Source organism: Comamonas sp. GCA5 (assembly GCF_036541385.1).
GTDB classification, from domain to species: domain Bacteria; phylum Pseudomonadota; class Gammaproteobacteria; order Burkholderiales; family Burkholderiaceae_C; genus Comamonas; species Comamonas aquatica.
Genome location: NZ_JAZHFR010000019.1, coordinates 13,472 through 27,588 on the forward strand (window position 1 = coordinate 13,472; position 14,117 = coordinate 27,588).

Here is a 14,117-nt window from a genome sequence, read left to right on the forward strand (position 1 = left end):
GCCAGACCAGCGCAGCCACCCTGCGCCACAGCAGCGCCTGTCATCTGCTGCAGCTGGCATACACCGCGCAACGGCCTAAGCCATCGTCTGCATGATGCAGTGAACACGGAGGCCGACGGCTTTCGCGCTACGCCCGGTGCGGCCATACTGGGTGCGATTCTGTCTTCGATGTGAGGAGCCGCCATGCACCACCCAGAACCTGCCTCTCCCACCCAGCACCCCGCAGCGCTGGACGCGCTGGATGAACGCGCGCGCAAGGTGGCCGAGCACATCACCCACCGCCGCCACATCTCGCGCAACCTTGGCCAGGAGTTGGAACGCGGCCAGGGCACGCTGGGGCAGCGCGCGGCCGATGCCGTCGCCGGATTTGGCGGTTCGTGGACGTTTGTGCTGCTGTTCGGGCTGACCATGCTGGTCTGGGTCAGCATGAATGCCGTGCTGCTGGCCTGGCAGGGCCACACCTTCGACCCCTACCCCTACATCCTACTGAATCTGGTGCTGTCCATGCTGGCGGCCATCCAGGCGCCCATCATCCTGATGTCGCAAAACCGCCAGGCCGACAAGGACCGCGTGCGCAGCGAGCACGACTACGAGGTCAACCTCAAGGCCGAGCTGGAAATCATGATGCTGCACGACAAGATTGACCAGTTGCAGAAAAACCAGTGGACCGAGCTGATTGCGCTGCAGCGCGAACAGCTGCATTTGCTGGCCGACCTTGTGGCCCAGCGCCCCCACACCCCACCGCCTGTGGGCTGAGCACCAGGCACACAGCGCCCCACAACCCTCCGACACACGACCGCGTGGCCCCATGGCCGCACCGCCCAGGCACTGCGCTGCAGCACCCGCCCCCTCCCCGGCAACGGCAGCACCGCAGGCCATCAGCCGCGCGCACCCCAACGATTGCACTGTGGCCTGGCCCTAGCACATGCCCTCTGGGCAAACGCGGGCGCGCTGGGCATAAAAGCAGGCTGACTATCTATATAGACAAGAGGGAGTCCACACCGCCATGCCCCATTCCCGCCGAGCTTTTCTGGCCAGCGGTGCCGCACTGGGCACCGCGCCTTTGCTGGGCTGCGGCCCGCGGTTGCGCGATCTGCGCCTGCCCGGCCTGCCCGCCGCGCTGGACGAAATGCGCCGCCTGGGGGCCGCGCCGGCGCTGCAATCCCAGACCGCCTGGGGCTGGGCCCAGACCCTGGAACACCTGGCGCAAAGCGTCGAGTACTCCATGACCGGCTACCCCACGCAGCAATCCGCGCTGTTCCAGCGGCTGGCGGGCCGCCCCGCGTTCCAGCTGTTTGCCTGGCGCGGCCAGATGCGGCACGACCTGACCGCGCCCATCCCTGGCAGCCCGGCCCTGGCGGCCGGTACCCCGCTGGCCGCCGCCAGCGTGCACCTGCTGACGGCCTGCGGGCAGTTTCTGCAGTGGCGCGGGCCGCTGCAGCCGCACTTTGCGTATGGCGCACTCACGCATGCCGAGTACGAGCAGGCCCACGCCATGCACCTGGCCAACCACTTTGCGGCCTTCCAGATCCCGGCAGCGGAGTGACGGTGCGGGAGGCAGATGCCCACTACCGCCCTGGCTGCCGCGTGACACCGCACGGCTGGCGGCATGGTCCCGCATGATCGCCTCACCGTGAGCGGCTTGCCGCATGCCGTCGGCACCCTGTCCGCTTTCCACGCCCCCGCCCCACCATCCCCAGCGCCCGCACCTGGCACACCCCGCACGTGGTGGGCGGCAAGGCCGTGGCCGCGGGTCACAATACCCCCTTGCTTTGAACCGGAACACCCAGGAGCCCGCCCATGTCCACCGCCACCGTTGCCCCCCTCTCCGCCACCGACGCCAGCCTGGGTTTTGCCGAGCAACTCCGCCAGTCGTGCTGGGAGGATTGGAACGCCTGCATCCAGCACCGTTTTGTGGACGAAATCTTGATGGCAGCCTCAGCGACGAGGTGCTGCGCCGCTATCTGGTGCAGGACTACCAGTTCATCAACCGCTTTGTCGCCCTGCTGGGCGCGGCCATTGCCAGTGCCGACGTGTTTGCCCCGCGCGTCACCCTGTCGCAGTTCGCGGCCATGATCACCAGCGACGAGAACACCTATTTCCTGCGCAGCTTTGACGTGCTGGGCGTGCCGTCGGCCGACCGCCTGCAGCCCGCGTTGACCGCGCCCACCCAGGCCTTCCAGCAGCTGATGCACGAGGCCGCGCAAAGCCTGAACTACGCCAACTGCATCGCCGTGCTGGCCGTGGCCGAGGGGCTGTACCTGGACTGGGCCGACCAGCCCGCCAAAAAACACCTGCCCCTGCCCGCGCGCTTTGAGCATGCGGAATGGATCACCCTGCACGCCAACGACTTCTTCCGCAGCTTTGTCGCCTGGCTGCGCGGTGAGCTGGACCGCGTGGGCCCCACGCTAAGCCCCGAGCCCGGGCCGAAGCCACCCGCTACTTCCAGCGCGCCGTGCAGCTAGAGCGCCAGTTCTTTGACCACGTCTACGCCTGATACCGCCGCTAGGCCGCTGGCCTCTGCGTCGGAGGGCAGTGCTTGGCCATCTAAAAATATAGCGGGTTGCTGTTGATTGGATTGGGCTAGATGGCTAAAACACTGTGAAAGCTGGCCTGGTGCGCTCCCACAACCCGGCGTGGTTTAGACCTGACCGCCGACGGCCCCAGGTCAGCGGCACAGCTGCCGAATGTGCGGGAGCCACAAGCTGCTTGCCCTGCATCGCCGCACCGCAGGACCGGGCCCAGCCTGTGTACGGTACGGTGCACACCCCGTGGCCCTGCGCAGGCCACGGGCATCCTTCACCGCCCCGGCGTTTACACCGAACGCATCAGCCCGCCATCCACGCGGATGTTCTGGCCGTTGATATAGGCCCCGGCATCGCTGGCCAGGAAGGCGATCGTCCCCGCAATCTCTTCCACCGTGCCATAGCGCTGCATGGGCACGGCCGCGCGGCGCTCGTCCTTTTCGGGCAGGCTGTTGATCCAGCCGGGCAGCACATTGTTCATGCGCACGTTGTGGCGGGCGTACTCGTCCACAAACAGCTTGGTAAAACTGGCCAGCCCGGCGCGGGCCACGGCCGAGGTGGGGAACAAATCCACCGGCTCAAACGCCCAGGCCGTGGAGATATTGATGATGGCCCCGCCCCCCTGCTGCACCATGAGGGGCGTCACACAACGCGCCGCGCGCACCACGTTCAGCAAATAGGCATCCATGCCGGCGTGCCAGTCGGCATCGGTCAATTCCAGCACCGGCGCACGCGGGCCTTTGCCTGCGGAATTGACCAGCACATCGACCCGGCCCCAGCGCTCTATGACTTGATCGACCAGTTGCTGGATATCGGCCTGGCTTTGGTTGGTACCGGTCACACCGACGCCGCCCAGTTCCTGGGCCAGCGCTTCGCCCTTGCCGGACGAAGAAAGAATGCCGACGTGGTAACCGTCAGCGGCGAATTTGCGGGCAGCGGCGGCGCCCATGCCGGAGCCTCCGGCGATGATGATGGCGGTTTTCTGTACGTTCATAAGCTATTTATTTTCGTAGCAATTGACGCTTTGCTATCAAAGCAAAGACGGTGATTCTTTCAAAATCCCAGATGCTCGGACATGGTGGATTTTTCTGCGAGCATCCGCACTGAGTTGCCCTGCCAAACCGCTTGACCGCGACCCAACACGCAATGCAGACCGGCAATCTCCAAAAGGCGGTTCACATACTTGTCCACCACCAAAATGGCCTGCCCCTCCGTTTTGAGCTGCGCCAGGCACTTCCAAATCTCCTCCCGAATCACCGGCGCCAGGCCCTCGGTGGCCTCGTCCAGAATCAAAAGCTTGGGATTGGTCGATAGTGCCCGCCCAATCGCCAGCATCTGCTGCTCGCCACCGGAAAGCTGGTTGCCCATATGGTGCTCACGCTCCTTGAGGCGCGGGAACAGTGCATAGATTTTGGCCAATCCCAAGGCGTAGCCTGCGCAGCCAGCTCTTCTTTTTGAGGCTGAGCAGGCGGGCGCGCAAAGGCCACCAGATGCTCGCGCACCGTCAGGTTGGGGAAGCACTGCCGCCCTTCCGGCACGATGGCGATGCCCAGGCGCGCAATCACATCGGCGGGCAGGTTGGTGATGTCACGCCCCTCGAACAGGATCTGCCCCTTGCGCACGGGCAGCGCGCCGGTGATGCATTTGATGGTGGTGGATTTGCCCATGCCGTTGCGGCCCATGAGGCTGACGACCTGGTGCGGTTCAATCGTCAAGCTCACGCCAAACAGCACTTGGCTGGCACCGTAGCCGGCTTCGATGCCGCGCACTTCGAGCAAGGGGGTGTTGGAATGGCTCATGCTGCGCCCTCCTGGGATTCTGAAAGGCTGGCGTCGACCTCGTCTTCCTGCCCCAGGTACACGGCCTGCACGCGCGGGTCGGCCTGGATCTGGGCGGCGCTGCCCTGGGCCAGCACCTTGCCGTAGACCAGCACGGTGATGCAGTCGGCCAGCTGGAACACGGCGTCCATGTCGTGCTCGATCAGCAGGATGGCCATGTCGGGCGAGCTGGCGCGCAGCTGCTGGATCAGCGCCACCATCTCGCTGGATTCCACCGGCCCCATGCCGGCCATGGGTTCGTCCAGCAGCAGCAATTTGGGCTGGGCCGCAATGGCCAGGGCCACGTCCAGCTTGCGCTGGGCGCCATGGGGCAAGGTGCCGGCCACATCGTTCCAGCGCGCCTGCAGCTGCACGCGCTGGGCCAGGGCCCAGGCCTGCTGCAGCAGTGCAGGGTCGTCATCGCGTACATGGAAGCTGCGAAAGCTGTTGCGGCCCTGCGCCTGCACGGCCAGCAGCAGGTTCTCGGCCACCGTCAGTTGGGGGAAGATGCTGGTGATCTGAAAGCAGCGCGCCAGGCCGGCGGCCACGCGCTGGTGCGGGGCCAAGTGGATCAGTTCGGTGCCATCCAGCGTCAGGCTGCCGCCGTCGGCCGGCAGCAGGCCGGAGATCAAATGCACCAGCGTGGATTTGCCCGCGCCATTGGGGCCGATCAGCGCGTGGATCTGGCCGCGCTCGACCGCCAGGCTGACATGGTCGGTGGCGGTCAAGGCGCCAAAGCGTTTGACCAGGTTTTGGATGGAAAGCAGGCTCATGCCGCGCCCTCCTTGCGCTGGGTGCTATTTTTTTGGCAAAGAACGCCGCCAGCCCCTTGGGCGCCAAGAACACCACGGCAATCAGCAGCACGCCCATGGGCGCGTGCCAGTAGTCGGTGCTGTGCTTGAGCACTTCTTCCAGCGCGCCCCACAGCACCACGCCCAGCGGTGCGCCCCAGCGCAGGCCGATGCCGCCCACCACCACCATCACAATCAGCAGGGCCGACTGGGTCCAGTGCATCAGCGAAGGGCTGACAAAGCCGTTCTGCGTGGCCAGCAGCGCACCGGCCAAGCTGGCCACGCCCCCAGCCAGGGCAAAGGCCAGCAGCTTGAGGCGGAAGGTGGGGTAGCCCAGGGCCTGCATGCGGGTTTCGTTGTCGCGGATGCCTTCCAGCGCACGGCCGAAGTACGAACGCTCCATGCGCGACAGCCACAAAAAGATAGCTGTCAGCGCAAGCAGGACAACGACAAACAGCCAATTGCCTTGTGCCAGCACGTCGCCATCGTCCTGGCGCAGCAGCACCAGCGGGGTGTAGAGCGTGTAGCCATCGTCCCCGCCATAGGCGCGCAGCGACACGGCCAGGTAGTACAGCATCTGCGCAAACGCCAGGGTGATCATCAGAAAGTACACGCCGCGGGTGCGCAGCGCGACCAGGCCGATCAGGCCGGACACGGCCGTGCCCGCCAGCGCGGCCACCAGCCAGATCAGCCAGGCGTTGGCAAAGCCGCCCTCCACCATGGCCACCACGGCATAGGCGCCGACGCCGACGAAGCCAGCATGGCCCAGGGCCACCAGCCCGGCGCGGCCGATCAGGAAGTTGAGGCTGAGCGCGGCCATGCTGACGGTGAGCATGCGGCGCACCAGGTCCACGTAATAGTCCAGCCCCCACAGCGGGGCCAGCCACGGGAAAGCCGCCAGCAGCAGCACCAGGGCGGCCAGCACGGCCGCACCGGCCCAGCGGGGATGGAGGGACGCCGCCAGCAGGGGCGGTACGGACGTGTTGGCCAAGGCCTGGGAAGAATTGGACACGGAATTCATGCGCGCGCAGGGAAAAGACCGGAAGGCTTGAACACCAGCACCGCGGCCATCAGCAGGTACATGGCAATGCTGGCCACGGCGGGGCCCACGTCGGCCGCCAGGCTGGGCGACAGCACTTCGCGCAGCAGCGGCGGCAGCAAGGCGCGGCCGGCGGTATCGACCAGGCCGACCAGCAGGCTGGCAACCAGCGCGCCACGCACCGAGCCGATGCCGCCGATCACGATGACCACCAGGGCGGGGATCAAAATGCTCTCACCCATACCCACCTGCACGGCGGTGATGGGCGCCACCAGCGCACCGGCCAGGGCGGCCAGGGCCGCACTGATGGCGAACACCAGGGCAAACACCCGGCGCACGCGCACGCCCATCCACTCGGCCATGGCGCGGTTGGAGGCCCCAGCCCGCACCCACATGCCCAGCCTGGTGTGGTTGACCAGCAGGTACAGGGCCAGCGCCGCGCCCAGGCCGGCGCCCAGGATCAGCAGGCGGTAGGCCGGATAGTGCAGAAAGCCGAACAGCTCCACCGGACCGGACAGTGCGCTGGGCGTGTCGGCCATGATGGGCGACGGCCCCCAGAGGTACTTGACCACGTCATCGGCCACCAGCACCACGCCAAAGGTGGCCAGCACCTGGGACAGGTGGTCGCGTGCGTAGAGGCGACGCACCAGGGACGCCTCCAGCAGCGCCGCCAGCGCCACGGTGACGGCCATGGCCACCACCACCGCCAGTAGGAACGAGCCCGTGTGCGTGTGCACCGTGGCCGACACATAGCCGCCGGCCATGAACAGCGCGCCGTGGGCCAGGTTCAGCGTGTCCATGATGCCGAACACCAGGGTCAGCCCGGCGGCCAGCAGGAACAGCATCAGGCCGTATCCCAGGCCGTTGAGGGCCTGCTCCAACAAAAAACCGCATCCATACGCTAAGGGGGTTACAGCAGCTTGGTGCCCAGCGGCACGGGCTGGTCCGGCACGCACAGCACCACGCCGCCGTCGGCGTCGTGAAAGCCCGTGACCAGGCATTCCGACATGACGGGGCCAATCTGCTTTTTGGGAAAGTTCACCACGGCCACGACCTGTTTGCCGATCAGGCCTTGGGGGGTGTAGTGGTGGGTGATCTGGGCACTGGACTTGCGGATGCCGATCTCGGGGCCAAAGTCCACCTGCAGCAGGTAGGCGGGCTTGCGCGCCTGCGCAAAGACCTCGGCCGCCACGATGCGCCCGACACGCAGCTCGACCCGCGTGAAGTCGTCCCAGCCAATCAGTTCCATGGGGGCTCCTGGTGCATTCAGACACTGCCCTCACGTTCCACGACCAACACGCGCGCCGCCCCCTGGGGGTGGGCCACGTGCTCGTCGCCGGGGGCGGCGTAAAAGATGTCGCCCACCTGCAGGCGGTGCACCTGTTCCTGCCCGTGCTGGCGCGTGTGCATGTGCACCACGCCGTCGAGCACGACGAACACCTCGTGGCCATCGTTGACGTGCCAGCGGTACGGCTGGTCGGTCCAGTGCAGGCGCACGCTGGTGGTACCGGTCAGCATGGCGATGGGCAAGGACTCCCAGGCGCGCTGGCCGGTGAAGTCGCGGGGCGAGATGGTCTGCATGCCCTTTTGCGCCTTACTTCATGCCGCACTGGCTGGCGTAGCTGTCCTGGTGGGCGGTGAACAGCTTGCCGGGTTGCAGGGCGTTGGTGATCTTGCCGTCCTTGGTCTTGACGACCTGGCGCAGGTAGTAGTCCTGCACCAGGAACTGGTTGTTGCCATAGCTGACGGGGCCGCGCACCGAGTTGAACTTGGCCGTCTTGATGGCCTTGGCCACGGCGGCGCGGTCGTCCAGCTTGCCGTTCAGGCTTTTGACGGCGGCGTCGATGTTCATCACCACGTCATAGGCAAAGGCCGCGTACAGCGTGGGCAGGCGGCCATAGGCCTTCTGGAACTCGGCCACGAACTGCTTGTTGGTGGCGTTGTCCAGGTCGTGGGCATAGGACGAGGCGTTGTAGATGCCGACCATGGGCTCACCCACGGCGGCGATGATGTCCTCGTCGGCCGTGAAGGGCGAGGAGATCAGCACGATGTCCTTGTTCAGCCCCGCGCCCATGAACTGCTTGATGAAGTTGATGCCCATGCCCCCGGGCTGGAAGATGTAGACCGCATCGGGCTTGGCGGCGCGCAGCTGGGCCAGCTCGGCGGCAAAGTCCAGCTGGCCGACCTTGGTGTAGACCTCGTCGGCCACGGGCTGCTTGTAGGCGCGCTTGAAGCCATTGACCGCGTCCTTGCCGGCGGGGTAATTCGGGGCCAGCACCACCACCTTCTTGTAACCCTTGTTGGCCGCATGCTGGCCGGCGGCCTCGTGCATGGCGTCGTTCTGGTAGCTGGTGCCGAAGAAGAAGGGATTGCACTGCGCACCCGACAGCTGGCTGGGGCCGGGGTTGGCCGACAGGAACGGCACCTTGGCACCGAACACGCTGGGGCCCACGGCCAGCACCACGTTGGAGCCCACGGGGCCGGTGAAGAAGTCCACCTTGTCGCGCTTGAGGAAGCGGTCCGCCACCTGGCGCGCGGTCTCGGGGTTGCCGGCGGTGTCAGCTTGCAGGAATTCGGCCGGCAGCCCGCCCAGCTTGTTGCCCAGTTGCTTGGCCGCCAGGTTCAGGCCGTCGCGGATTTCCGCGCCGGGGCCGGCAAACGGGCCGGAAATGTCCAGCGCCACGCCGACCTTGATGGTCTCGGCCGCAGCGGCCGCCAGGCTGGCGCTGCCGGCGACCAGGCACAGGGCGCAGCTGCGAAGGCGGAAGGTGCCAAGGGGAACCGGTGGCGGGCTGGGGTCATGGTGCTTGTCTCTCTGTCTGGATGGTGGGAAGGCGCGCGGGCGCAACGCCGCACAGCCTACACAGGCTGCTCTGTTTTGTGCAGCTTATGGCCGGCCCTTGTTGCATGCATGCTCACATGCCCTCAGCTTTGTGCAAGCTTGCTTGACAGCCCCATCAGCTGCAGCGCGGTCTGGTGAACGATGGATTCCGGCTCGGCCAGCTGCAGCGGCAGGTCGAAATGGTTGGTGGCCGGCGCCTCCACCCACTGCCCGGGCAGGCAGCGCGCGCGCCAGGCGGCCAGGTATTCGCGCGACTGGCGGTGGAATTCGCGGCTTTCAAACTCGCCGCAGGCCACGCGCAGCTGGCAGTGGCCGTGCGTGCGCGCATCCGGCAGCGCAAAACGCGGGCTGTTGCGCATGGCGGCGGCATCGTCCAGCCGCATCCAGTCGTTGATGTGGGTGTGGAGCAGCGGCTGCAGGTCAAACAGCCCACTCAAGGGAAAGGCAGCAGCCGGCACCGCGCTGGCGGACAGGTCGTAGTCGTCCTGCCAGCCGCGGGCCAGCAGCATGCCCACCAGATGCCCGCCGGCCGAGCTGCCGCAGACACAGATGTTGTGGGCATCGCCGCCATAGATGGCGATGTTGCGCACCACCCAGGCAAAGGCCTGGCGCACCTGGTCGACAATGTGATCCAGACTGACCGCCGGGGCCAGGTCGTAGTCCGGCACGACGACGATGGCGCCGGCCTGGGTCAGCGCCGGGGCCATGAAGGCCGAGTCGTCCCTGCCCAGCGCACGCCAGTAGCCGCCATGCAGGTAGATGAAAACAGGAGCAGTTGGCCCTTGTTCAGCCTGGGCTGGAGGCAGATAAATATCCAGAAGATCCGTGGGCCGGGGGCTATAGCGCTGGTGGCGCACGGCACCGGGCAAGGCAAACGCGGCCTGGCTGTGCTGGGCATAGCGGGCAATCAGCGCCCCGGCATCCTGCACGCTGGCGCGGGCGTTGTACTGGCGGTCGAAATAGGCAGGGGTGGCATCCATGGCAGGGTCCAACAGGGTTGGGCGGCGGTGCACGCCGCCGACACAGGCTATGCGCAGCATACGGTGCGCTGCGGGCGGCCCAGCACATCGCCCCTCTTCCATCCACCACGGCATGACGCCGACGCGACAACTGTGGGGTCCAGGCCATGCATTCACATACGCCACTGCACCCTGGCCGATTCCATGCACAATGCGCGCTCCTAAAAACATTGTTTTACATATCCGCCATGTCCCCGTCGGTGAATGCATTGCGAATGAAGCCGGCCGGCATGGCCTGTGCAGCCCTGGCGCTGAGCACCTGCGCCCTCGCCGGCGGCGTGGACAGAACCAGCCACAGCCTGTCGCCACTGTTTGAAAAAGGCGCGCACCTGAGCGTTGAGGCCTATGCCTCGCGCCCGCAGATCCAGGGCACGGACGCGTGGGGCCAATCCACCGGCCAGGTGGCGCCCCGCTTTGCGCAATGGGGCTTTGCGTACAAGCAGGATGTGGACGCCCGCAACTCCGTGCTGGTCATGCTGACCCGCCCCTATGGCCTGGACATTGACTACGACCGCCAGTCCTCCCGCTTGTTTGGCGGCACGCAGGCCCGCATCAGCACCTATGAGTTGATGGGCGCGCTGCGCCACCGCTGGACCGAGCGCTGGGCCGTGCACGGGGGCTGCGCGTGCAGCGCTCCGAAGGCCATGTGGCCCTGAACGGCCTGGCGTTTGGCCCGCTCAATGGCTACCGCGTCGACTTTGCGCCCAGCACCCGCCCCGGCTACCTGCTGGGCCTCAGCTACGAGCGCCCCGAGATCGGCTTGCGCATCGCGGGCACCTATTACTCTGCCATCAAACACCACGTCACCACCCGCGAAACCCTGCGGGCGGGCACCACGACCACGGATTCCAACTCTCCCCAGAGCTTCACGCTGGACCTGCAGACGGGCCTGACGCCCAGCACCCTGGTGTTTGGGCAGATCCGCTGGAGCCAGTGGTCGCAGTTCCAGCTCAGCCCCCAGGCCTTTGCCGCCGCCACCCAGGGGCGCAGCCTGACGGACCTGGAAGACGCCACCACCTACACCCTGGGGCTGGCGCAGAAACTGGGTCCGCAGTGGTCCGGCTTTGTGGCGCTGGGCTATGACCCCAAAAGCGGCAAGACCCCCCTGTCCCCGCTGCGCCCCAGCAGCGGGCGCATGGGCTATACCCTGGGCCTGAGCTACCAGCACGAGCGCGTCAAGATCACGCCCTGGATCAGCTACCAGCGCCTGGGCGCCACCGATGTCTCCAGCACGCGTACACCCATGGCCCATTTTGGCCAGAGTTCAGCCACCGCCGTGGGGGTGAAGCTGGGCTACAGCTTTGAATGATGGGGCGTGTGGATGGGCATGCGTGATGCGATGACTGCTTGGTCCGCGGCGGTCATATGGGTCGCAACAGGAAAACTGGTCGATTGAGGTGCGGCACTGCCGCACAGGGACTAGCGACTGGATGTCCATTGCACGCCAAAGACACTGACCAACACGACCAGCAGCCCCAACAGCGACACACCGCCCATGGACTGGGATAGCAACACCCATCCCAGAATGACTGCGGTCAGAGGGCTTAACAGGCCCAGCGACGCCACAGCCACGGACGGCAGACGTGCCACACCCCGAAACCACAGCACATAGGCCACAAGCGCACCTGCCCCACTGAGATAGGCGTAGGCCGCCCACTGCGATGCCGTCAATGCAGGCAGTGGCGCATCTACGAGCCATGCAACGGGTGCCAGCATCATCCCTCCCAGCACCAACTGCCAGCCCGTCATGGATAGCACTGGCAATCCGAGCTGCCAACGGCGTGTCAACCAAACACCTGTGGCCATTGAGGCCGCACCCAGCAAGGCCGCTGCCATGCCGATGGGTTCGAACACGGTTTGCGGCGACAGCAACAACATGGCCATGCCAAATACACCTGCAGCAGCACAGCACACGGTGATGCCCCTTGGCGCTTGGCGGTCTACAGCCCATGCCAGCAACATGACCAAAAGCGGTTGAATCGCTCCCAACACCGCTGCCAAGCCGCCTGGCAAACGGTAGGCGGCGACAAACAGCAGTGCCTGAAAAACACCAATGTTCAAAGCGCTGAGCACGGCCAATCGCCCCCAGTGCTGCTTGTGCGGCAACCGCCACGTAACCAGCAGCAGCAACAGCCCTGCAGGCAGCGCCCGAATCAGTGCAGCGGTGAAGGGCCGATCCGGCGGTAGAAACTCCGAGGTCACGATGTAAGTGGATCCCCAGATAACAGGAGCGCATGCCGTCAGCAGTGCGTCACGCCATGGGCGTGGAGGAGTATCAGCAGGCATGTGTTATCTTTAAATCAAGACAATTCATTGTGCAAACCAATTACCTTGAAGTCAAGACAAATGAAAGACCTTACGTTCTCTCTGCCACGTGATGCCGTGGATGTCATCCTTGGCCAGTGGCGGCGTGAGCGCCCCGATCTGGATGTCAGCCCCATGGGACCAATTGGACGGATCAAACGCTGTGCAGTGCTGCTGGAGGCGCGGCTGGAAGCGGAGTTTGCGAAGTTTGGACTCAGCATGTGGGAGTTCGATATGCTGGCCACGCTGCGGCGTTCTGGCGCGCCCTACTGCCTCAGTCCTACGGAGTTGTTCTCTATGCTCATGGTCACCTCAGGCACCATGACCCATCGGCTCAAACGTCTGGAAACCAGGGGCTGGGTGGAACGTGTCCCCAATGACCAGGATGCACGCAGCACCCTGGTGCGGCTCACCGACGATGGACTGGCGCTGATTGAGCGTGTTGTCGAAGCACACGTGGTCAACGAGCATGCTCTGCTCTCAGCGTTGTCTGCAGATGCGCTGCACGAATTGGATTTGCAACTGGTTGATCTGTTGCGCGCCCTAGAGTCTCCAAAAGATGGAGCTGAAGCCAAGTCGGCAGCTTGAATCCGAAATCATCACAAGCTATCTGTACTTGCCATCTGCAGCGGAACTCGTGCTTGCCGCGCACGTTTCAGACTCAGGCCGCGAAGTTTTCGAAAATTTTTTGAAAAATGATTGACTCGCCCTGTGGCTATTTCATGCGAAAAACTTCTTGCACATTCAAAATCAAGAATATATAAATTTGCCACTCAGTAGTGAATGATTTTAAAATTAAAGTGGATCAAATTAAATAATTAAAAGTATAAAATTATTTCATGTAAAACAATCTAAATATTTAATATTTTTCTTACCAAGGGGTGATTTTTGCTACGTGAGCTATATATCCCGTAGATTTCTTCATTAAGCCCATCGCTGCATCCAAGAAGTTTCAGGCTTTGTATATTTACAAGATCTGCAGAACCTAACTCTGTCACAGGAAAAACGCCCATCCCTTGGGCAGAAAAAATACTCAACAAGGCACTGTCTTCGAATTCGCCAACAATCTGAGCTTGTATGCCCAGATTTTCTAACCAGCGATCCATGCGCTCACGCAGTGCTGCATGGTATGTCGGTGCAAGTATGGGCAAATCTTTAAGACTTTGCGGAAAATCCGCAATTTTCTGATCACTGACCAAAGCGGCAGGTCCATACCAATCGACCCGAGAAGCAACCAAACGCTCGCTCGACAAACGAAAGCTGGAGTTATGCGGTGGTGGCTGACAGGCCAATACCAAATCCAGCTTGTGCAAAGCCAACTCTGCCATCAACTGCTCAAGCTCGCCATCATGGCAGATAAGCTTTAAACCAGAAGTTGTCAGTACTGGTTGAAGCAGTCTGTGTGCTGCGAGCTTTGCTATTCCGTCTGAAAGACCTACGGATAAACGTACCGATGGCCCGGTTGCTGCTGCGGCAGCCTCCTCTGGGATGCGTGACCCTAGCAGGAATATTTCATCCGCACGCAAAAATACGGCACGGCCTGCATCGGTGAGAACCACAGTTCGCCCGGAAGGTTTGAGCAATTGATGGCCTATCGAGGACTCTAAAAGTCGCACTTGTGCACTGATTGTTTGGATGGCCATATCCAAACGCTCCGCTGCTCGGGCAAAGCCGCCTTCATTGGCCACAACCCAGAAGTAGTAGAGGTGTCGATAGTTGAGCATAGTGGATGCATGAATACTTCGAAAAAAACGAAGTGCAGATCATTGTAAAGCTGCTT

15 protein-coding genes and 2 pseudogenes are annotated in these 14,117 nt (G+C 63.9%); 6 read left to right on the forward strand and 11 right to left on the reverse strand.

The genetic code is table 11. The features are described 5' to 3' along the window. Positions 1–183 precede the first annotated feature (183 nt). From SJH88_RS06840 to SJH88_RS06850, 3 genes are all read left to right on the forward strand, one after another. Positions 184–756 (forward strand): DUF1003 domain-containing protein, encoded by a 573-nt coding sequence (locus SJH88_RS06840; RefSeq protein ID WP_274753993.1) that lies wholly within the window; start codon positions 184–186, stop codon positions 754–756. Positions 757–1,006: 250 nt separating this feature from the next. Then, positions 1,007–1,546: a DUF1569 domain-containing protein gene (locus tag SJH88_RS06845; RefSeq protein ID WP_274753994.1), complete on the forward strand. Its 540-nt coding sequence runs from the start codon at positions 1,007–1,009 to the stop codon at positions 1,544–1,546. A gap of 340 nt (positions 1,547–1,886) precedes the next feature. Next, positions 1,887–2,465, forward strand: a complete 579-nt coding sequence (locus tag SJH88_RS06850) for a TenA family protein (RefSeq protein WP_274753995.1) — start codon at positions 1,887–1,889, stop codon at positions 2,463–2,465. 349 nt (positions 2,466–2,814) lie between these two features. Here the strand turns inward: SJH88_RS06850 and SJH88_RS06855 are convergent, their stop codons facing one another. From SJH88_RS06855 to SJH88_RS06895, 9 genes and pseudogenes are all read right to left on the reverse strand, one after another. Beyond that, positions 2,815–3,519, reverse strand: coding sequence for an SDR family oxidoreductase (locus SJH88_RS06855; protein ID WP_274753996.1), 705 nt, complete (start codon positions 3,517–3,519; stop codon positions 2,815–2,817). A gap of 59 nt (positions 3,520–3,578) precedes the next feature. After that, positions 3,579–4,303 (reverse strand): annotated as a pseudogene (locus tag SJH88_RS06860) (ABC transporter ATP-binding protein). A 17-nt stretch (positions 4,304–4,320) separates the two neighbouring features. After that, positions 4,321–5,115: an ABC transporter ATP-binding protein gene (locus tag SJH88_RS06865; RefSeq protein WP_045266802.1), complete on the reverse strand. Its 795-nt coding sequence runs from the start codon at positions 5,113–5,115 to the stop codon at positions 4,321–4,323. Between the two features lie 85 nt (positions 5,116–5,200). Next, positions 5,201–6,154 (reverse strand): annotated as a pseudogene (locus SJH88_RS06870) (branched-chain amino acid ABC transporter permease); the annotation flags it as partial. Continuing rightward, positions 6,151–7,056, reverse strand: coding sequence for a branched-chain amino acid ABC transporter permease (locus SJH88_RS06875; protein WP_274753997.1), 906 nt, complete (start codon positions 7,054–7,056; stop codon positions 6,151–6,153). The pseudogene SJH88_RS06870 and the gene SJH88_RS06875, both read right to left, overlap by 4 nt. A gap of 26 nt (positions 7,057–7,082) precedes the next feature. Beyond that, a complete protein-coding gene (locus SJH88_RS06880; RefSeq protein WP_042419651.1) occupies positions 7,083–7,421 on the reverse strand; it encodes a tRNA-binding protein in 339 nt (112 codons plus the stop codon). Between the two features lie 17 nt (positions 7,422–7,438). Continuing rightward, entirely contained in the window at positions 7,439–7,753 is a 315-nt protein-coding gene (locus tag SJH88_RS06885) for a cupin domain-containing protein (protein WP_274753998.1), read from the reverse strand. Between the two features lie 13 nt (positions 7,754–7,766). Next, positions 7,767–8,918, reverse strand: a complete 1,152-nt coding sequence (locus SJH88_RS06890) for an ABC transporter substrate-binding protein (protein WP_274754021.1) — start codon at positions 8,916–8,918, stop codon at positions 7,767–7,769. Positions 8,919–9,097: 179 nt separating this feature from the next. Further along, a complete protein-coding gene (locus SJH88_RS06895; protein ID WP_274753999.1) occupies positions 9,098–9,994 on the reverse strand; it encodes an alpha/beta hydrolase in 897 nt (298 codons plus the stop codon). 227 nt (positions 9,995–10,221) lie between these two features. On the opposite strand from SJH88_RS06895, the gene SJH88_RS06900 reads away from it, so the two are divergent. Both SJH88_RS06900 and SJH88_RS06905 read left to right on the forward strand, forming a co-directional pair. Further along, positions 10,222–10,689, forward strand: coding sequence for a hypothetical protein (locus SJH88_RS06900; protein ID WP_274754000.1), 468 nt, complete (start codon positions 10,222–10,224; stop codon positions 10,687–10,689). Next, positions 10,659–11,342 (forward strand): hydrocarbon degradation protein, encoded by a 684-nt coding sequence (locus SJH88_RS06905; RefSeq protein WP_274754001.1) that lies wholly within the window; start codon positions 10,659–10,661, stop codon positions 11,340–11,342. Before SJH88_RS06900 ends, SJH88_RS06905 begins: the two co-directional genes overlap by 31 nt. A 110-nt stretch (positions 11,343–11,452) precedes the next feature. Here SJH88_RS06905 and SJH88_RS06910 read toward each other — a convergent pair whose 3' ends face one another. Then, entirely contained in the window at positions 11,453–12,319 is an 867-nt protein-coding gene (locus SJH88_RS06910) for an EamA family transporter (RefSeq protein ID WP_274754002.1), read from the reverse strand. 60 nt (positions 12,320–12,379) lie between these two features. Between SJH88_RS06910 and SJH88_RS06915 the strand changes: the two genes are divergently transcribed. Further along, a complete protein-coding gene (locus tag SJH88_RS06915) occupies positions 12,380–12,925 on the forward strand; it encodes a MarR family winged helix-turn-helix transcriptional regulator (protein ID WP_274754003.1) in 546 nt (181 codons plus the stop codon). 263 nt (positions 12,926–13,188) lie between these two features. Here the strand turns inward: SJH88_RS06915 and SJH88_RS06920 are convergent, their stop codons facing one another. After that, positions 13,189–14,061, reverse strand: coding sequence for a LysR family transcriptional regulator (locus tag SJH88_RS06920; RefSeq protein WP_274754004.1), 873 nt, complete (start codon positions 14,059–14,061; stop codon positions 13,189–13,191). Positions 14,062–14,117: the final 56 nt, after the last annotated feature.

Bases quoted from the DNA above. Each gene is read 5' to 3' on its own strand.
- SJH88_RS06840 (WP_274753993.1), top strand. From the start codon at position 184: ATGCACCACCCAGAACCTGCCTCTCCCACCCAGCACCCCGCAGCGCTG.
- SJH88_RS06845 (WP_274753994.1), top strand. From the start codon at position 1,007: ATGCCCCATTCCCGCCGAGCTTTTCTGGCCAGCGGTGCCGCACTGGGC.
- SJH88_RS06855 (WP_274753996.1), bottom strand. From the start codon at position 3,519: ATGAACGTACAGAAAACCGCCATCATCATCGCCGGAGGCTCCGGCATG.
- SJH88_RS06865 (WP_045266802.1), bottom strand. From the start codon at position 5,115: ATGAGCCTGCTTTCCATCCAAAACCTGGTCAAACGCTTTGGCGCCTTG.
- SJH88_RS06880 (WP_042419651.1), bottom strand. From the start codon at position 7,421: ATGGAACTGATTGGCTGGGACGACTTCACGCGGGTCGAGCTGCGTGTC.
- SJH88_RS06885 (WP_274753998.1), bottom strand. From the start codon at position 7,753: ATGCAGACCATCTCGCCCCGCGACTTCACCGGCCAGCGCGCCTGGGAG.
- SJH88_RS06895 (WP_274753999.1), bottom strand. From the start codon at position 9,994: ATGGATGCCACCCCTGCCTATTTCGACCGCCAGTACAACGCCCGCGCC.
- SJH88_RS06900 (WP_274754000.1), top strand. From the start codon at position 10,222: ATGTCCCCGTCGGTGAATGCATTGCGAATGAAGCCGGCCGGCATGGCC.
- SJH88_RS06910 (WP_274754002.1), bottom strand. From the start codon at position 12,319: ATGCCTGCTGATACTCCTCCACGCCCATGGCGTGACGCACTGCTGACG.
- SJH88_RS06915 (WP_274754003.1), top strand. From the start codon at position 12,380: ATGAAAGACCTTACGTTCTCTCTGCCACGTGATGCCGTGGATGTCATC.
- SJH88_RS06920 (WP_274754004.1), bottom strand. From the start codon at position 14,061: ATGCTCAACTATCGACACCTCTACTACTTCTGGGTTGTGGCCAATGAA.